Source organism: [Mycoplasma] gypis, from assembly GCF_016924775.1.
Taxonomy (GTDB): domain Bacteria; phylum Bacillota_I; class Bacilli_A; order Mycoplasmatales; family Metamycoplasmataceae; genus Metamycoplasma; species Metamycoplasma gypis.
The window spans coordinates 32,667-52,584 of record NZ_JAFFTD010000004.1 but is presented as its reverse complement, the minus strand read 5'-3'; the positions used below and the strand labels follow the sequence as shown (position 1 = coordinate 52,584).

General features: G+C 26.8%; 15 protein-coding genes. 7 read left to right on the top strand and 8 right to left on the bottom strand.

Annotated elements, in window-relative coordinates; translation table 4 throughout:
- Positions 1–41: 41 nt before the first annotated feature.
- Together JV175_RS03160 and tig are read left to right on the top strand one after the other, a co-directional pair.
- Entirely contained in the window at positions 42–746 is a 705-nt protein-coding gene (locus tag JV175_RS03160) for a hypothetical protein (protein ID WP_205499532.1), read from the top strand.
- A 108-nt stretch (positions 747–854) separates the two neighbouring features.
- Positions 855–2,279 carry a trigger factor gene (tig, locus tag JV175_RS03155; RefSeq protein ID WP_205499531.1) on the top strand — a complete coding sequence of 475 codons (1,425 nt, stop codon included), beginning with the start codon at positions 855–857 and terminating at the stop codon, positions 2,277–2,279.
- Between the two features lie 178 nt (positions 2,280–2,457).
- Here tig and JV175_RS03150 read toward each other — a convergent pair whose 3' ends face one another.
- Positions 2,458–3,756 carry a hemolysin family protein gene (locus JV175_RS03150; protein ID WP_205499530.1) on the bottom strand — a complete coding sequence of 433 codons (1,299 nt, stop codon included), beginning with the start codon at positions 3,754–3,756 and terminating at the stop codon, positions 2,458–2,460.
- Positions 3,757–4,235: 479 nt separating this feature from the next.
- Between JV175_RS03150 and JV175_RS03145 the strand changes: the two genes are divergently transcribed.
- Entirely contained in the window at positions 4,236–6,176 is a 1,941-nt protein-coding gene (locus tag JV175_RS03145) for a ribonuclease J (RefSeq protein ID WP_205499529.1), read from the top strand.
- Positions 6,177–6,234: 58 nt separating this feature from the next.
- On the opposite strand, the gene JV175_RS03140 is transcribed toward JV175_RS03145, so the two are convergent.
- Entirely contained in the window at positions 6,235–7,209 is a 975-nt protein-coding gene (locus JV175_RS03140; protein ID WP_205499528.1) for a S66 family peptidase, read from the bottom strand.
- A gap of 61 nt (positions 7,210–7,270) precedes the next feature.
- A complete protein-coding gene (locus JV175_RS03135; RefSeq protein ID WP_205499527.1) occupies positions 7,271–8,080 on the bottom strand; it encodes a leucine-rich repeat domain-containing protein in 810 nt (269 codons plus the stop codon).
- A gap of 92 nt (positions 8,081–8,172) precedes the next feature.
- On the opposite strand from JV175_RS03135, the gene JV175_RS03130 reads away from it, so the two are divergent.
- Together JV175_RS03130 and JV175_RS03125 are read left to right on the top strand one after the other, a co-directional pair.
- Positions 8,173–9,669 carry an MATE family efflux transporter gene (locus tag JV175_RS03130; RefSeq protein ID WP_205499526.1) on the top strand — a complete coding sequence of 499 codons (1,497 nt, stop codon included), beginning with the start codon at positions 8,173–8,175 and terminating at the stop codon, positions 9,667–9,669.
- 79 nt (positions 9,670–9,748) lie between these two features.
- The gene (locus JV175_RS03125; protein WP_205499525.1) at positions 9,749–10,057 is read left to right on the top strand and encodes a virulence protein; all 309 of its coding nucleotides are present in this window, start codon (positions 9,749–9,751) and stop codon (positions 10,055–10,057) included.
- Positions 10,058–10,568: 511 nt separating this feature from the next.
- Here the strand turns inward: JV175_RS03125 and JV175_RS04450 are convergent.
- The 4 genes from JV175_RS04450 to JV175_RS03105 all read right to left on the bottom strand — a co-directional run bounded on the left by JV175_RS04450 (position 10,569) and on the right by JV175_RS03105 (position 15,396).
- Entirely contained in the window at positions 10,569–12,314 is a 1,746-nt protein-coding gene (locus tag JV175_RS04450) for a PhnE/PtxC family ABC transporter permease (protein ID WP_205499524.1), read from the bottom strand.
- Complete coding sequence (locus tag JV175_RS03115) at positions 12,307–13,056, bottom strand: phosphonate ABC transporter ATP-binding protein (RefSeq protein WP_240337677.1); 750 nt, start codon at positions 13,054–13,056, stop codon at positions 12,307–12,309. Before JV175_RS03115 ends, JV175_RS04450 begins: the two co-directional genes overlap by 8 nt.
- Before the next feature lie 9 nt (positions 13,057–13,065).
- The gene (gene cypl, locus JV175_RS03110) at positions 13,066–14,361 is read right to left on the bottom strand and encodes an ABC transporter thiamine pyrophosphate-binding lipoprotein p37/Cypl (protein ID WP_205499523.1); all 1,296 of its coding nucleotides are present in this window, start codon (positions 14,359–14,361) and stop codon (positions 13,066–13,068) included.
- A 231-nt stretch (positions 14,362–14,592) separates the two neighbouring features.
- Positions 14,593–15,396: an alpha/beta fold hydrolase gene (locus JV175_RS03105; protein ID WP_205499522.1), complete on the bottom strand. Its 804-nt coding sequence runs from the start codon at positions 15,394–15,396 to the stop codon at positions 14,593–14,595.
- 35 nt (positions 15,397–15,431) lie between these two features.
- Here JV175_RS03105 and JV175_RS03100 point away from each other — a divergent pair, with 35 nt between their 5' ends.
- A complete protein-coding gene (locus JV175_RS03100) occupies positions 15,432–17,807 on the top strand; it encodes an OppA family ABC transporter substrate-binding lipoprotein (RefSeq protein ID WP_205499521.1) in 2,376 nt (791 codons plus the stop codon).
- A gap of 84 nt (positions 17,808–17,891) precedes the next feature.
- Complete coding sequence (gene gpmI / locus JV175_RS03095; protein WP_205499520.1) at positions 17,892–19,412, top strand: 2,3-bisphosphoglycerate-independent phosphoglycerate mutase; 1,521 nt, start codon at positions 17,892–17,894, stop codon at positions 19,410–19,412.
- A 70-nt stretch (positions 19,413–19,482) separates the two neighbouring features.
- On the opposite strand, the gene JV175_RS03090 is transcribed toward gpmI, so the two are convergent.
- Positions 19,483–19,917, bottom strand: a complete 435-nt coding sequence (locus tag JV175_RS03090; RefSeq protein WP_205499519.1) for a 23S rRNA (pseudouridine(1915)-N(3))-methyltransferase RlmH — start codon at positions 19,915–19,917, stop codon at positions 19,483–19,485.
- Position 19,918: the final 1 nt, after the last annotated feature.

The window sequence follows — 19,918 nt, the reverse complement described above, 5'->3', positions numbered from 1 at the left end:
AATTGAGACTTTTTTTAAAAAAAGAAAAATATAATTAAGATATGACATACAAAAACGAAAAAAAATATAAAGAAATTATTCAATTTGTTGAAGAAAACATTGATTCAGATCCTATTGCAGCATTATTTAAATTAAAACAAACAGCTGGTGATATTGAAATTTTTGGATACCGCCCCGAATTAAGAGAAATAGAACACGATATTATTCGTAATTGTTTAATACATCCTGATTTTAAAACCTCATTAACAACACAACAAATCCTTTCAGTTCTAAAAACTGATCAAATGGATTATGGGTTTATGATTTTTTTCAATCAGTTAAAACTAAAAGATGATATCGACAAACATGCACAAGATATTCAAGAGTTTTTTAATTTATATGAAAATCATCAATCAATGGCCGTTTTATTCTACAATATGCTAAATGAAAAAAATATTGACTACAACTATACTTTTAAAGGTGTTTCTTTTAACCCATCAAAAACAATCAATCTTGAGTCAAACAAAGATATTATTGCAATCAAAAAAGTTATTAATGAAGAATTTGAAAAAGATCCAAGTGCTGGAAAAATTGCAATCCAAGTTTTTACTACATTTTTAGTGGAAAACTGAATCAATATTATCCTTGAAAAAACAAAAAACTTTCAAGGTCTTGTTTTGAATGTTACTTGATGTTTATTGGGAAAAAAATCAGTCGATGATTTAAATCAAAGCGAATTAGACTTTTATGAATTTTTTAAAAAATAAGAGCTTATGCTCTTTTTTTAACACTTTAACACTTTAAGTGCTAAATTAATATTTTTAATATATAATATTATTATCTATTTTTATAAATTAAAAAGGAGTTTTACACATATGATTAAAAGAAAATTAGATAAAAAGAAATCTGAATTATTAGTAACAGTTACAGCTGATTCAAAACAATGAAAAGAAGAACAAGATAAAGCGCGTAAAAACTTGCTTGCTAACTTAGAGGTTAAAGGATTTAGAAAAGGGAAAGTTCCTGCTTCGGAAGCTGAAAAATACATTTCAGACGGACAAGTACAAGCTAAAGCTGTACAAGTTATGGTTAACGAGTTAGCAAAATTAGCAGCTGAAAAAATAACTGAAAAAGATTTTGTTATTGATGCTCCAGAATGAAACATTGTTAAGGCTGATGCTGATGAACTTGTTTTAGAATATTCATACCCAGTTTTACCAGAAGTTAAATTAGGTGAATACAAAGATTTAGGAGTTAAATTAGACTCAATTAAAGTAACAGATAAAGATATTGATGCTCAAATTCAAAAAATGTTATCACGTCACGCTCTAAGTATTGAAGTTGAAGATCAAATTAAAGATGGTGACAGTGTTAACTTTGATTTTAAAGGATTTGTTGATGGTGAAGCATTTGATGGTGGAGAAGCTCAAGGTTTCGACATCGTTATTGGTTCAAATCAATTTATCCCAGGATTTGAAGATTCACTAAAACAATTTAAAAAGGGTGATGAAGGTCAATTCAACGTTGCTTTCCCAGCAGAATATCACATGGAAGCTTTACGTGGAAAAGAAGCTACATTTAAAGTAAAAATTAACAAAGTTAAAAGACCAGATCTTCCTGAATTAAATGAAGAATTCATTAAATCATTATCAATGCCAAACATCACAAACTTAGATGAACTAAAAGTATACTTAAAAGATTTAACACATCGTGAAAAAGTTCAACAAGCTAAAGATAAATTTGCAAGAGACATCATGGATAAAATTGTTGCTGTTTCAGAATATCCATTACCACAACAAATCGTAAGAAAAGAAATGAACGAATACTACAAACGTTTTGAAGCTTCATTAAAACAACAAGGTGCTACAGTTGAACAATACATAGATGCTATTAAATCAACAAAAGAAAAATTAGCACAAGAAATCCACGAAGAAGTTGTTAAAAACCTTAAAGTATCATTCACATATACAGCAGTAGCTAAAGCAGAAAACATTACAGTTGAAGAAAGCGATTACGATAAAGAATACGAATTATTCGCAAAACTATACAACATGCCTGCTGAAGAAATTAAAAAATTAGTTTCAAAAGAACAAATTCAATTACCTTTAATCAATAAAAAAATTATTGCTAAATTAGCTGAATACAACGATCCAAAAAATTACAAAACAGTTTTTGAAGACGAAGAAGTAGTTGCTAAAAAAACAACAAAAGCTAAAAAAGAATCATCAGAAGCTAAAGAAAAAGCAACAAAAACTCCAGCTAAAAAAACAACAAAAGCTAAAAAAGAATCAGAAAAATAATTTTCAAACTAATTAATATTAAAACAACAACACTGTGTTGTTGTTTTTTTGTGCCGTTTAATCTAAAAATGTGTAATTTTAAATTTCAATTATTTTATATAACTAAATTATCTTTTTTTACCATTTGACAAAGAAAAAAATAAAAAACGCAGAACTGAGAAAACAGTTGATTTGCGTTTTATAAAATATTAACTTCAATTATTGCGGGTAATTTCCCTTTTTTTGTTTCTAAAACTTTAAATGAAACATATTCATCTCATTCAAAACGATCATTTTTGTGTAGATTATGCCCCAATTTCTGTTCTAATCATTTTTCTAAACTCAATTGTAATTCTTCTTCGCTAATATTTTCCGTATCAATTTCAAGTTGTTTAAATAATGTTTTTAGATTTATTGATGATTTAGCTCTTGAACGTTGAAGTGATATTTCGAAAACATCTTCTTCATCATCATATTCATCGTAAATTTCACCTACAAGTTCTTCTAAAATATCTTCAATAGTTATTATTCCGAGTACTTTATTTGAAGAATTATTTTTTGTAACAAATGCCATTTGAGCACGATTAAGACGCATTTTTTCCAGTGCACTAGATAATGAAATGTTCATTGAAATATTTGGAACTGTTTTTAGATAATTAATAACTTTTCCTGTTTTTTTATTAAAAATATCTTTTAAGTGAACGATTCCAATTAATTCATTGTTTTTTACGATTGGCAATCTTGAATATTGATATTCATCAAATATTTCTAAAGCCTGATTAATAGAAGCACTTGCCTTAATTGTAATAACTTCATTTAAACGAATGTAGTGGCTTGAAACTTTTGTAGAATCTAAATCAAGAGCTTTTTGAGTAAGCATAGATTCATTTGTTTCAAGAACACCTTCATCACTAGCTATATCAATAATTGATTTTAATTCTTCTTCTGAGTTTGTAACTAAAACTTTTTTACCAATTTTAGATATAAAAAATGTGAATGGATAAGAAATAATATAAAGAAAATGAATAAAATAAACAAAAATTCTAAGATAACCAATTGGATGATTTTTAGCAACTATTTTAGGTAATATCTCTCCAAAAATAACAAGCACAGGAGTTAATACCAATGTTGAAATAATTGGAATAATATTGCTGTTGTTGCTTAACCAAATCCCTAAAATATATGCCGTTAAAGTTGAAGAAGCAATGTTTACCATATTATTAAAAAGTAAAATAGTACTCAAGGTTTGATTGAATCTTGAGTGATGTTTGAGAATCAATTTTGCTCCTCTAACTTTTTTTTCAACTAAATTATTTATTTTTGCCAAACTTAATGATGTATAGGCAGTTTCTGAACCAGATATTATCGCTGATAATATCAATAAAATTAATAATACAGTAAATAAAATAATTTGAACTACTGTATCAGGAAATGCATTATTTTGCACACTACTGTTTAAATCTAAATTAGTAATTAAACTCTGGGAACCTTCTGACATTTTTTTCCTTTTTTTATATTTAAATTAATAATAAAATTTTATCAAAAACATTTACAAAATATTAAAAGTTTTGCAAATAGACCCTATATAAATACTTAAAAATAATAAAAAAGCATAGTTTAACTAACCTGTGTTTTTTTTCTTATTTGAAATTTTTCTTACTGGTTTTTTGAAAAAGCATTGATACTTTTAATATTTTATGTTTATTTTTTTGAATCATGTTGTAATTTTTTAATGTTTTTAACATAATGTATTTTTTTATATATTAATGTGTTAAAACTGAGTATTTAGGTCTTTGCAAGATAAAAATCTAGACAATAAATAATTTCTAAAAAAGAAAATTTTAAAAATGTTTAAATTACAAAAAAGCTAGATTAAATCGTTTTTTAGATATTTTTTTATTCTTTAATTTGTTATAATAAAAATAATATTTTTTCTTACATGACAAATTAATAATTTAAATAAATATAGGAGTTTTTATGACACCCACAAAAATATGAGGACTAGGTGGAATGCAGGAAATTGGTAAGTCCACATTAGCGATCGAACACAATAACAAAATTTTCATTTTGGATTCAGGAATCAAATTTCATGATTCATTCACAACTGGAATTAAGGGTTCAATTCCAGATTACACATACTTAAACGAAAACCAAGAAAAAGTTCAAGGTTTATTTATTACCCATGGACACGAAGACCACATTGGTGGTGTACCTTATTTAGTACAACAAGTAGATGTAAAAAGAATTTTTGCACCAAGAATTGCTATTCAATATCTAAAATTAAAATTTACAGATTTAAAAATAAAAGTAAACGTTGAATTTATCGAATTAGAAAGAGACTCACGCTTCGTTTTTGATGATGTTGTTGTCGATGTTTGAACAGCTCAACACTCAATTCCTGATGCCTTTGGAATTAGAATAACAACCCCAAACGGTTCAATAATGTGTACAGGCGATTTCCGGTTTGATTACACACCAATTGGTAATTTAACTGATTTTTCAAAATTAGAAAAGATTGGTCAAGAAGGTTTAGATATTCTTCTTAGTGATTCAACAAACGCTATGCGTCCAAATCACTCACCTTCCGAAAAAGATATTTTAAAAGATATTGAGACCCACATGAAAAACGCCAAGAAAAAAATAATTATTACTGCTTTTGCTTCAAATCTAACAAGAATTAAAGCAATTATTGAATTAGGCGCAAAAATGAATAAAAAGGTTGTGGCCTTTGGGCGTTCAATGGTACAAGGAATACAAATCGGGCGTCGTCTTGGATACATCGATGCACCTGACGAAATTTTCATTGATAAAAAACACATTTCTAAATACGATGAAAATGAATTACTAATTTTAACAACTGGTTCTCAAGGTGAAGAAATGGCTGGATTAGCTAAAATGAGTTATTCAAAACATCCACAGGTAACCATTAAACATGGTGATGTTATTATTTTTTCTTCATCACCTATACCCGGAAATAGATCAAGAATTGAACTTTTAGTTAACCGTCTTTACAAATTAGGAGCAATTATCAAAGAAAATGGTACTGACGGTTACTTACATACATCAGGACACGCTTACAAAGATGAACATAAAACAATTTTCAAAATAACTAAACCAAAATATTTTATGCCTTATCACGGTGAATACAGAATGAGTGTTGTTCATGGGCATACAGCTACCGAATGTGGCGTACCGCAAGAAAATGTTGTTATCGCTAAATTAGGAGAAGTTTTTGAACTTGTTAATCACGAATTAAGACTATCTGATGAAAGAATTTATACAGGCCCTGTATTCATTGATGGTGAAGTTGTTTCAAAAGTTAATACATCAATTTTAAAAGAAAGAATGGAGCTTGCTTCAAATGGTTTCGTTCATGTTATTATTGCTATTAACAAAGAAAAAAATATTATTTTAGGAAGACCAAGAATCGTTAGCCGTGGTGCTTTTTATGTTAAAAATTCAACTGAACTTTTAGAAGAAACTAAGAGATTGGTTCACAGTGCTATTCTTTATACAATAAGAAATAAAGAAGAATGAACTGTTCCAGAATTAAAACAATTAATTAAAGACCGTTTAGAACCTTTCTTCTACAAAGAAAAACGTCGTAATGTCGTTGTAATACCAACAATTTTAATGGTTGATAGCACTAAAAAGATTATGAATAAAAAAGAGCAAAAAGCTGACAAAGTTGATGCTGCTACACAAAAGGCTAAAAAAACAAAAAGACACGTTAAAAAAATAAATGATAAAAAAGAAAATGTTGTAACTAAAAATAAAGTTGAAAACAAAGAAACTAATACAAATACACAACCAAAAAGAAGAAAAACAGCGCCTAAAAATTCAAAACCTAAAAATTCTTCTAATAATAAAAACAAAACATCTAAAAAAGAAGAAACACAAACCACACAAAGCTCATAGTAGAGGTTTGTTTTTTTTATAAAGGAAGATAAAAAAAAACCGCGTTTGCGGTTTTTAATTATTTTTTAATTATTATTTTTAAATTATTATTTTGTGCTGAAATTGTTGCTTCTTTGCCGTATGGAATAATTGTTATGGGCATTGTGTGTCCAAAGTCTAAATTAGCAACAACAGGAATGTTTTCCAATTCTTTCTTTGAACGAATAATTTCAAAAATGTCATCTTGAGAAATTTCTGAATCTTTTTGCGTTCTCCCTATCATTAAACCTTTAACATATTTAAAGAAAGGACTCTGAATTAATGAAACAAGATTTCTTTCAAATTCATCATACCCAAATAACGAAACACACTCAATAAATAAAATTGTATCTTCTGTTATTTGAGGTCAGTATTCTGTCCCTTTAATTAACATAATTGTTGAAAGATTACCACCAAATAATTTTCCTGTTCCTTGACCCTCATTAATAATTCATCCACCACTATTTTTGACAAAATCTCGTTTTTCTTGATTAATGAATCAAGTGTCATCACTTCATTTTTCGCTAATTCCCATTTCAAAAACATCTTCATCGCTTAAAACCATTTTTTTAAATTCATTTTTAATAAATGCAGAATTATGAATCATTGCAAAACTACTAAAATGTGGTCCATAAAAATTTAGGCTGTTTGTCTTTGTCTTTAAGGCTATTAAGAGTGAAGTTATATCACTATATCCGCAAAGTGGTTTGGGATTATTTTTAATTAAATCTCAGTCTAAATAAGGAAGTAATTGATTTGAATTAAATCCCCCAATAACAGTAAAAATCATCTTAACATTTTTATCTTTATAAGCATCATGAATATCACTAACTCTATCACTAATAGATGCTGACAATCTTCTTTCGGTATTCATCACATTTTTACCAAAAGTTACCTTTAATCCTAGATCTTCAAGCGCTTTGATTGCTATATTTGTGTTGACCTCTCCAATAAATTTTAAACTTTTTGCGGGAGCAATGACTCTGACTTCATCTCCTTTTTGTAATTTAAACATTGTTGTCCTTTCTACTTGTAAAAAATTATACAAAAAACTGCCGAAGCAGTTTTAAAAATTATTATGCTAATTCAATGTTATGTTCTTGTTTAGAATTTTGAGCTTCTTGAAGCGAAAGTGTTAAAGCTTGTCTTAAGGCAGCATTTTCAACAGTTAATTGAACTTTATTTGTGTATTTACCTTTTGATTGTGGATAATCAAAAGTATTAATTTGAAAATCACTAACTGTTCCAGGAAGTGTTAAGCTTGCTCCTTTAAATTCACCTAAAGCATAATCATGAACAACTTTAATGTTTTTAAAATCAAAAGATTCTAAATTATTATTTGAAAAAACACCAGTTTCTAAAACATTTAATGATTCACCAACTGTAACACTTTCTAATTTGTTTTGACTAAAAGCATATTGCCCTATAACTTTTAGAGAGTTAGGTAAAACAACTGTGTGTAAATCGTTTAAAGTAAACGCTCCATCACCAATTGATTCCAATACTGAATCACTTGGAATTGTAATTGTTTTGATCCCTGAATTGTAGAATGCGTTTTTTCCAATTTTTTTGATTTTGTTACTTAGAATAACATTATCAATAACAAGTTTTTTTGTAACAGGATCATATAGTTCTGCATTAGTATAAGTTGAAAGTGCTATAAATGAAAAACCATTATCAGGTATTTCAGTAATTTTAGAGTTACTTAAATCTAGTGTTTTAGTTGCTTTGTTATAAGGACTTACTTCTCCTTCTTTTGTTGCTAAAACTGATTTTAAAAATGAGTTATTTACTGTTTTTTGTTGGTCACAAGCACCAGCTACCAATGAAGTTGCTAAAGCAACAGGAAGAAGTGTTGAACCAAATAAAATTAATTTTCTTTTCATATTTTTAATTCTATCAAAATAACACATAAATAATATTTATTTATAGATTTATTTTTGTTGTTTATATTGTTGTTTATATTAAAATTTTTATTATGCTTGCAAAATTAAAAAGAAGAATGGAAATTGATTCTTGATCAGAATTTTTTAAACCAAAAGATTTTAAAATGATCATGAAATTAACTATCCCAATATTTATTCAAGTTTTAATTAATGTTATTGCAACATTAGTTGGTTCATTGAGTATTAATTGATATAAGATTATTTATCACACTGAAACAGGACAAGAAGTCGGCGCTTATTTTTATGCGATTGCAAAAGTCATTTTAGTTTATAACCTTATTGCTTTTATCCCTACACTTGTTTCTGGGGGAGTGCTCATAATTTGTTCAAATATTATTGGGCAGGGTAAAGAAAAGGAATTACCCAAAGTTATTTGAACTGGTGTTTATGTAAACTTAATTATTTCAACAATATTTTTTCTTTTAATGTACTTTTTAGCAAAGATTTTACTTAAAGCAATGGGTGCTGTAGAAAGCAAAAAAATCTTCGGACCCGGAGGTGTAATTCTACAAGAAAGCGAACTTTCATTTGCAACTGAGTATCTTCAATATATGCTGACATGATTGTTCTTTTACTCTATAGCTCAAGTTTTTGCATCCGCTTTACAATCAATTAAAAAGAACAATATTGCAGTAATTGGTGCTATCCTTGGTAATGTTTTTGCTGTTGTTTTTATATATTCTGTTCTTTTTGGAGCTAAAAAAGATACTGATACAATGATGATTTCCGCAATTGACTATACTCTAGGAGCAATTATTCAACTAACTATTAACTTGTTTTTCTGTTGAAAATATATTTTTAGAAAATATCCAACCAAATTTAAAGATTGTTTTAAACTCAAATATGGGATTGAAACAATTGCACTAGGTACACCGATTGCCCTAGAATTTGGAGTTTGAACTATTTCCCAATTCTTAATATCTAGTGCTATTAGTCGAGGAGGACTGGGTGATGAGTATATTGGTTTATATCGTGCAATCTTAATTCTTAGTTCATTTTCTTCAGCATTTAATACTGCAATTGGTGCCGTGACAAATGTTTTAGTTGGAGTTGAAATTGGAAAAAATAACCGTGAAAGAGCCTTTAATCTCGGATGACAATTATTTATGGTAGGAATTTATTTTTCTTCATTATCGGGAATTATCTTAATAGCGCTGACTCATCCCTTCCTAATGCTTTTTAAAATTGATAATAAAACAATTGTTAATATTGGTTACTTAATAGTTTTCTTAACAACCTTAAAAATTGTTCTAGATACAGCGAATTTAACAATTTTAAGAGCCTTGTGAAGCGCAAATGATATTTGAGTCCCAATCATCATTTCAATCTTTACAATGCTTGCTGTGCAAGTATCAGTTGTATTCATGATTGTTGACTTAGGTTTTAAAAAAGGAGCTGGAACCTTAAGTGCAATGGCTTGTTTTTCAGTTGTTTTCTTAAGTTTAATTATCGATCCTTTAATGCGTTCGATTATATATATGAATCGTTGAAACAATAAAACATGACATAAATACATAAAAAAATTCTAATTTGATTTAAAATATAAATGTTAGATTTATGAAAAATGGCAGCCCCTTTGGGCTTTTTTCATGCGATAAGGAGGTTATAATGTACGGTATGGTTTTTTACTTGGATAAAAAAACATTAATCGCAGAATATGGTGAAAACTACCACGATGGTTATGAAGAAATAAGATCAATACTGCGTCGTTATGGGTTCCACTGATTATCAAATAGTTTTTACTACTCAAGAAGTTTAAATAATTTAGCTAATATGTACAGAGCCATCCGAAGTTTAAAAAGAATAGACTGATTTAAAAAATCTTTAATTAGTTTTAATGTTTTTAAAATGGATGATTTGAGTGATTTTACTGAATTAATGAAGGATGAATGAAATCCTTCAGTTCCAATGAAATAAAATTGAGCAACAAAAAAAGTCCGGCAATAAACCGGATTTTTGTATGTTAATTAGATGTTTTTGTCTTAGATCCAACAATCCTAATAAGGATGTTAAAGATAAAATAAAAATTACAATAATGTTTAATATTAAAGAAGCAGAAATGTGTTTATAAAAGAAATATTGAGCAAGCTATTAGCTGTAAAAAATAGTTTAAAAAACGCAAATATCCCAAAAAATGTAACTGTTGTTTGTTTAGGAACTATTCTTGGGTTTGAAGAGAAATTTTTATAAGCTTCTTCTAAATTATTAGATACATTATTTTTTCCACAAAAATAATAATAACTTGTGCACATTGTTCTTTATTTATGTAGATAAAATTTGTGTCATTTACATGATGAACCGAAAAATTGGTAAATATCTTTTCTTAATTCAATATTTTTTTGAAGTTTCTTATGATAATTTCTCCTCCATATAAAAAGTTGACGATTTAGTGTCAACTTTTTATATCTTAGTCTTGTTTTTTGAATTTTTATTTTCTTGTAATTAAAGCTTTAAAGTATTGATTTGTGTAAATAATTGTTTTAAAATTGGGTTTTTTATTTTTTACATATTTATCAACAATTTTTTCACTCAGAATATTGATTGAAAAAATTGTTAGTGTAATTATCCAAAAATAAGCAGCGGCATTTCCAATGTTATTTGATTTTGGCTGTAAAAAGTTATACATGTTATAACCCAAATTAAAATCCTGTCCAATAACAGCACTATAAGTAATGACATTTCTAAAAGCCATTTCAAAATAAAACACAGCATATGAAATTAAATCAAGTTTTATTGTTGGTAAAATATAACGAATATATATTCTAAAACGACTCCAACCCTGCATTTTCAAATTAGTTATCACTTCTTCATCTACCGAATCGATTATTTCTGATAATTGCTTAGTAATTGAAGATGATGAATGAATTGCTAGTATTATTAAAATTAGTGATCCATAGCTATTAAATACTGGACTAAAAATATAAAATAATACGATAACTGGTATCAATCTTATTACTGAGTTTAAAATTCTTACAATAAAAACTACAAAAATATTACTGGTTTTTTTGTTTGCAAAAGGAATTATTAATAATACGATTCCAAAACTTAAAACGAGAATAAACACAGACATAAACAAAGCTTGTATAAGCATTAAGATTGGGTTTTTACTAATCAATGAAGAATTTAAATCAAAAACTTTTCAATTGGGGTTAAAAATCTCTTTAAAAAAGCTATTAATATATTCTGATGGAAAAGTTTTAAATGTTGTTGTAAAAATTGTATAAAAACTAACAATAACAACGAATATAAATAATAGAATTTTTATTCAAAATCTTCAGTCAATTGTCTTAGCGAGCTTTTTATAATCATATGTTTTTAGTGTCTTAGAATTAAACTCAAAAACGTATTTATTCATTAAAATATTAATAAGTTCTAAAGTGATTATAACCAGTAAAAGTACTGCTAGGGGAATACCCAATTCTGAAAAATGACGACTTGTGCTACCACCATATTTAATCAAAATACCAATACCTGGAGCGCCCAGTGTTGCTAGCAATGAAGCTCAACGCATATTTGACTCAAAAGAGTACAAGAATAAACTAATAAAACGATTAAGCAATCTAGGTAAAACTTCCTTTGTAAATGCTTTAAATTTAGAATTACCTTGGCTAAGAGAAATGTAATAATGTCTTGTGTCTAAATTATCAATTGACTCAATAAAATATTTATGAAGCCATAATCATGAAAATCACATGAAAATCATTATTAAAGCTAATCCTGAGTAAAACACAGTAGAAAACACTGTGATAAAGACTAATTCTGGAACACTTCTCAGTAATAAAATTAAATTACGACTAATAAAAGATCAAAATTTATTAGTATAGTTTTTACATGTTAGCGACGAAGTAATAATTGCGAATAAAAACCCTAAAAAAGAACCTGTTAAAGCGAATGTAAGGGTTTGAAATAAAAGCGATAATGTTTTATGAATTAAGTTTCCGTGTCCTGATTCAGTACTTACATTGGAAAATTGGAAAAGTCGCTTTATGTTTGTTTTGAATATATCAAAACCATACTCACTATTTAACGAATAATTGTTCAAAGTGAATATGTATATTATTAAGGCAATTAAAGCAATTAAAAATAAATGTTTTCAAAAAGGCCGGATTTTTTTAGTTGTTTTATTTTTTGAAGATTCATATTGATAATAAAAAAGATTTGTAATTTTATTCATGAATTTTAACCGCTTCTTGCAATTTGTCTAGAGATACATCTTTAGTGTTTTCAAAAAATAAAATTTGTTTGTTGTTTAAAGCTAAAACCTTATCAAAATATTTATGAACTAAACTTAAATCGTGAATGTTAACAATAATTGTACTATGTTGATTTTGTTTGATTTTTTGCAGTAATTCTAAAACATCTTTTGAAGTAGAATTATCCAAATTAGAAGTTGGCTCATCAGCCAAAATTATTTGTGATTTTTTAATTAACAACTTTGCAATTTCAACTCTTTGTTGTTGACCTCCACTTAGATCACTTACTCGGAAAAACGCTTTATCTAAAATATCTAATTCATCAAGAGTCTTAAAAATTTCTTCACGTTGTCGAACAGTTAAATATGAAAACAACTTATAAAATTTGTTTTCATATTGACTCACTGAATGAGTAATGTTTTTATAAACACTTTCGGTGATTATTAAATTAGGTTTTTGCGATAAAAAACCAATTTCATTGATAAGTCTTCTTCAGTCTTTTTCGGGTAATTCTTTAATGCTTTTTTCATTTAAAAGAATTTGTCCTTCAATCGGAATGATATTTTTTACTATAGATTTAAATAATGTACTTTTACCAATTCCAGAAGGCCCAACAATTGCGATCATTTGACCAGGTTCAATTGCAAAAGAAATATTATCTAAAATTGTTTGATCAGTTTTTGGATATTTTAAAGTAACATTTTTAAATTCGACAGATTTCATTATTTTGCCTTAATCATTTAATAATTTTGGTTTGGCTCCAATATTATTTTCTGTATATTGTTGTACATCAAGTATATCTTTTAAAAGTTCTTTTGAACCAGAAATAAATTTATTATAACCTGTATATATACCAAATGTATTTTCTGTTAGCGACAATGATGCAAGAGCTTGCGCAATAAGTGTACCTTCAGTTGCATTTAAGCCGATTCTACCAAAAGCAACATCATATGGTGCTGGGTTTGTTACAGTCAATACTCTTATTTTTTCATTTGGGAAATTGTCTGGTGAAAATAAACCATTTTTTCTTTCTGTTCAGTTAAATGAACCTTCATCATCAAAAGCAATATGTATTCCATTGTGTCCTAAAGCGGTTTTGGCTCCCTTTTGAATAACTTTTATTGATTGTTGTTTTATTTTATCACTGAAAAATTCTTTAATTTCATTAATAGGTTTATTGAAATGTTTCGAAAGAAGACCAATTGGATACTTATATTTTCCACCACTTGTTGTAGAACCTATTGCAAGTCCAAAAGAAATAAATTTATCAAAATCTTTCGAATCTCATGCTTTAATAATTTCATTTCTTTCTTCATCAGTACCTGAAATTAAAATTGCGCCACGATAAAATAAAGTAACGTCTTGCGGTTCTTTATAAAATGCTTCATATTTGGAACCATCTCATTTATATTTTGGATCCTTAGAATTTCAAGTTGGGTACTCTCCAAATTGTTCAGTTGCAAGTTGTTTTTCATTTTCTCGATTTGCTATTTGACGTAATGGATCATTTTCAAGACCATTTGTATAAACTTCATTATTTTTTTCACCAGTTCAATTAAATTTTAAAGTTTGAGTAGAAACTATAAAAGGTAATTTAAAATTGCTAAAATCAGATTGATTTTTAATTTCTTCTGAAATATTTAAAAAGTTTGTAAATACGACATCGTAATCAGTATTATTTGATTTTAAAATATCAACAACTGCATCGCTGTCTCCAAGTGAGTTAAGGCTAAAATTAACATCAGGCAAATCTTTAGTTAACTCATTTTGATCCTTTAACTCTTTGAAACGACTTTTTAGTAAATCTAAAAATTCAGGTTCTTTATCTTTTCAACCATCATTCGCTCATGAATAACGAATATTTATATTTGTATCTCAATTTTTTCTAATTTCATCTGCACTAGGACTTTGTGATTTAGTGTCTGAGTGTTCTTGCTCAACATCACATTGAGCAGCAACAAATGGTAAAGCCAGCAATGATACTGAAGAGAATAAAAATGTTTTTAGTGTTTTTTTATTAATTTTCATATTAAAAAATCTCCTTGTTTTTTGTTAACAGTAGAGATAAGAATATATATTTAACAACGCTACGCATGAATTACCATGATCAGCTTAGGTATATTCTCAGCCTTTCGGCACCCCTGTTTTATTTATATAAATTATATACAAAAACTCTTTGCTTTTTTCATAAAAACTTGCTCGCTAAATTATCAAAAACACACAAAGTTTATAAAAATAAAAACCTTGCAAGGCAAGGAATTAATTATTTTTAATCATATTAATAATTATTTCGTTGATTTCATCACCTGAATCAAAGAAAGCTGAATGACCTGTATCTTTTAAAACATGCACCTTTTTGTTGTTTTGATATCCAACAAGTAAAACTTCGTGAATATTTGTGTAATGATCTTGATCACCACTAGCAATTTCGTAATTATTTACTGAACTATATAAATCTCAATATTTAGGAATGATGTAATTAGGATTAAGCATTTGTTCATTGACCATGAATCCAAATTTTTCTTTTCGCTTAGTATTTGGGTCTAAGACTAGTTTTGCATATGTTGACGCACTTCTTTTCATGGTTTCAATGTTTTTATAACTAAGAAGCATATATGATTCTAAGGCGTTTTGTTCATTTTCGGGAATTAAATATTTTTTTCCAAAAATAAATTTTGGCATTGTTGATACATAGTGGGCTGGAGCAACAAGAAGACCTTTTTTAGCATGTGTATTTTTTAAAACATATAGTGTGCTTATTGCACCTAACGAATGTCCAACAACATAAAATGTTTTATCTTTTAAAACCTTATTTACAAACTCTAAAGCAATTTCTTGATAATGTTCTAGTGTAATTTGTTGGTTTCAAGTTGAACGACCGCAACCAGGCATATCAAGAGATACTATATTGAAATTACGATTTTCTTGTCGTTCTATTGGGCGCATAATATTTAAAGAATCGCCAAATCCATGAATGAATAAAACAAATGGTTTTGTTGTGTCATTTTCATTTTCAATAAAATAATTTATTTCTTCATTTAATAATGATATTGTTTTTTGCATGTTTACTCCTTTTTAACTAAAGTATAATTATAAAGATGAATTTAAAAAAAATGATATTTTTAAGTGCTCCATTGGTAACAATGTTTTCACTTCCTTGTATAGCAGCAAGCTGCAACAAAAATGATTTTTTACCGGCACACGACACTTTTGTCCGTAATTTTAATTATGCAAATTCTTTAGAAGATTTTTCGTATCTAAAATCTGATTCAGTCAATAAACAAGTTCGTTTAGCAACCGCTTCTAAATTATTCAGAGTAGAGTCTTTAAGCGAAGCTAAAATTGACTTTATAAATAATGAGGTTCAAACTCCTGGTTTGGTTAGATTTAAATTAGAATATGTAAAAAGTGTTGAAATAACATGACTAAATGGCACAAAATATCAGACTGACATTTTTGATAATGATAATTGAGATAATAATCAAAGCTTCTCAAAAAATGAATTAACTCAATTTGTTACATCAAGTGACAATCATTCAATAAATAGTGATAATTTTAAAATTGCACTAAAAAATGCAAAAAAAATAAAAATTAATGTCAACGAAAATAAATCACAGTGGGTAGATTTTAAGCAAAAAAATACTGGTTTTGCTGTTTCTTTAAAAGATTTTAAATTTGGAATACTAAAAAACTTACTTAAAGATAAAGAATTTTTTGAAAAGCACAAAAACGCATTGGGAATTAAAAAAAATATAAATGCAAATTTTAATAACAATAATGTTTTTACTTTATTAAGTTCAAACAATATTTCAACAGCTTCTTTTGACAACTTAGAATTTATTAATCAGGATTATTTAGAATTTGATATCACAAATTCTTCACAAAATCTTCAAAACTGATTTGTTAATTTCTTTATTATTGGTGAATATTCTGATGCTATTCCTAGTTTTCTTTTTAATAGTAATTCTTTAGAACAAAACTTTTTTGATTACTACAAACAAACTCAAAATATGTTATTTTCTTCTTACTACATAATCACCAAAAACAATATTGATGAGTTAGAAATGAAAGAAAATAATCTTTACACAAATAAAGATGATGTTTTTAAAACAGTAATTTTTAAATTTAAATTATTGCCATTACAATCAGATACTTTCCAAATTCAAGACTATAATGCATTTAAACAAAATACAAATTCTTTACTTGTTTTTGAAAATCTTAATGCCTTGCAAAAACAAGAAATTCTCAACAAATGAGATAAATATAAAATAAGTTATTTTAAAAATTTAAAAATGTATAAAAACCAAAGTTCCTTCATTCAAAACTTTTTAATTAATTCGAATAATACAGAATTTAACGATGAATTTATGTGATTAAATTTTGGATTAAAAAATAATGAACAATCAGATGTGAAAATAAGCAACATCTTAAATGAAAAAGTTTTTATTTTTAGAAGTTACATAAATAATTTAGTTAATCAAGCTGTTTATTCTAATTTGAATAATCAAAAATTATATTTTTCACAAATACCAGTTAATGCTTTAATAGATTCTAACAATGTAGATTCAAGTAATTATAAAAGTATTTACGATGGTTATCAGTTAATTAATAAGCAAATTATTCTAGACAAACACGGATTTAAAATTAATAATTCAACCAGCTATAACAATGAAGAAAAAACTGAAAATTTAAACAATATTATAAACATTCAAAAATCTTTATATTCTTATGATTTTGAAAACATCAAGTCTCATTTAACACGTTTCTTAGATGAAAATATGTTGAATAAAAAGAATAATATTGTGTGAACAATCCCGTTAGACTTACGTAATAACAAAAATATAGAACTTATAAAATTACTTAGTCAAAAAATTAAAAATGTGTTTTCGGAAGCTGACACAAGACTAAACCCCAAATTTATTTTTATTGAGAATAATTCTGATTACAATTTTTGGATTTCAAATAATAAATCAATTTATAAAGAAAATAATTTCAATTTACAGCTTCCAAATACCACTAATTTTTTACAAACATTTTTAACAGTTAATAATTTTGAAAGTATTTTTATCTTAAATTCAGCCTCAAAAATTAATGCTTTTTTAGAAATTCAAAAATTTATTAATTTTTTAAAAAATGATTTCAATACACAGAACATTAATTTAGAAAATGTTTTAAATGAAATTAAAAAGAATGATTTAAAAAACATCGAACAATATTTTAATAAATTTAATTTTAATAAAAATATCTTTAAAAACATTCTTAATAAGTCAATTCAAAATTTTGCAAATTCTCATAATACTTTTGAAATTCTTAATTTAATAAATGAAATTAATAATATTTTTTCGTACACAATGAGTTTTGACAATTTCGTTTCATTAAATAGTTATCAAAAAGAAATAATTCAAAAGTTTATTTTCAAACCTGCTCAATTTTTAGATTTAGATTATATTCAAGATTTGAAAATAATTAAATAATAATCGTGTGCTCATTTGAGTACATTTTTATTTTTAATTTTTTAAATATTTTGAACTTTTGTTTGTGTTTAATATAATTAAAACATGGACAAAAAACAAAAAATTATACTAACTATTATCGATGGTTTAGGTTTAAGAAAAGAAACTCAAGGAAATGGTTTTGCACTTGCTAAACATCCAACATTTGATTGTTTATTTAATGAATATCCAAATTCAATTATTCAAGCTTCAGGAAAATTTGTAGGTCTTCCTGAAGGGCAAATTGGAAACAGTGAAGTAGGGCACTTAAATATTGGTGCAGGTAGAATTGTATATACAGGACTTTCATTAATTAATAAAGATATCGAAGATAATAATTTCAAGAATAACGCAGTTTTATTAGATGCAATTAATAATGTAAAAAGTAAACAAACAACTCTTCATGTTATGGGAATGTTAAGTGATGGAGGCGTTCACTCTCTAGATACTCATCTTTTTGAAATTTTAAAAATGTGTCATGCAAATCAGTTAAAAAATGTGTCAGTACATATTTTTGGAGATGGAAGAGACACAAAACCTCAGTCTATTTCCAATTCTTTAAAAACTTTAGAAAAAATATCAAAAGATTTTCAATATCCAATTTCGAGTGTTTCAGGACGTTTTTATGCAATGGATAGAGATAAAATGTTTGATAGGGTTGAGCTAGCTTATGAAGCCCTTTTGGGAAATTCAGAAAATAAGTACACTGATGTTAATCAATACATACAATCACAATACGAACAAAATATTTATGATGAATTTTTTGTTCCCGCTATTAATGAAAATGGAACATTCATCAAAGATAATGACTCAATTATTTTTTTCAATTTTAGACCAGATAGAGCAAGACAATTAACACACTTCTTCATAGGAAGTGACTTATACACACAAAAACCTTCAAAATCTGTTCACATTGATAAATTTGTATCAATGATGAAATATGAAGGATTGAAAACAAATGTGGCTTTTGAAGAAATGAAAGTTAATAATCCTTTAGGTGAGGTGTTTGAAGCAAATAATTTACACCAACTAAGACTTGCTGAAACACAAAAATATGCACACGTTACTTTCTTCTTTGATGGTGGAGTGGATAAAGAATACAAAAATGAACAACGTATTCTTGTTGATTCACTTAAAGTTGAATCTTATGCTGATGCCCCGCAAATGTCAGCTAAAGAAATTACTGATCAGTTACTTTTAAACATTGAAAAAAATGATGTAGTAATTATGAACTACGCAAACCCTGATATGGTGGGACACACAGGAAATTTACAGGCAACAATTAAAGCTGTTGAAATTTTAGATTCACAATTTAAAAGAATTTTAGAATATGTTGAGAATAATACAAATGTGACATGATTTATTACCGCAGATCACGGAAATGCTGAATTGACTGAAGATAGTGACAATAAACCTGCAACAAAACACACAACTTCACCAGTTATGTTAATATCAACTGATAAAAATATTAAACTTGGAAATGGTTCGCTTTGCGATGTTGCACCAACTATTTTAGAATATTTAAATATTGATCAACCTAAAGAAATGACAGGAAAAAGTTTATTAATTAAGTCAAAAAATAATTAATTTAAAAAGCAATTCAAAAAACCAGAAAAGTTTAAACTTTCTGGTTTTTATATTATTTTTGTTTTTTTGACTATTTATGATATTTTATATTGTTAGCAATCGCAAAACCTCGGTAGATTTGTTCAATTGCCATTACTCTAAATAATTGGTGCGGAAATGTCATTTTAGAAAAACAAATTTTATTATCAAATTCTTCTTCTATAACTCCATTAGAGCCGCCAATGATAAATGTTATATTATCAGTTTGTGAAACAATTTTTGAAAATTCTTCTGAGCTAAATTGTTTACCTTGTAAACTAAAATAAATAACTTTCGAGTTTTTGGGAATCTTTTCTAAAATAAGCTTTGTTTCTTTTTTTATTTTTATATCGATATTAGATTCTTTTTGTTCTTTAACTTCAATTAAATTAACATCAACAAAAAATTTCAACTTTTTTACATATTCATCATAAAGTTTTTGATAATTAGCTGTTAATGAACCAACACAAATTAAGTTTAGTTTCATT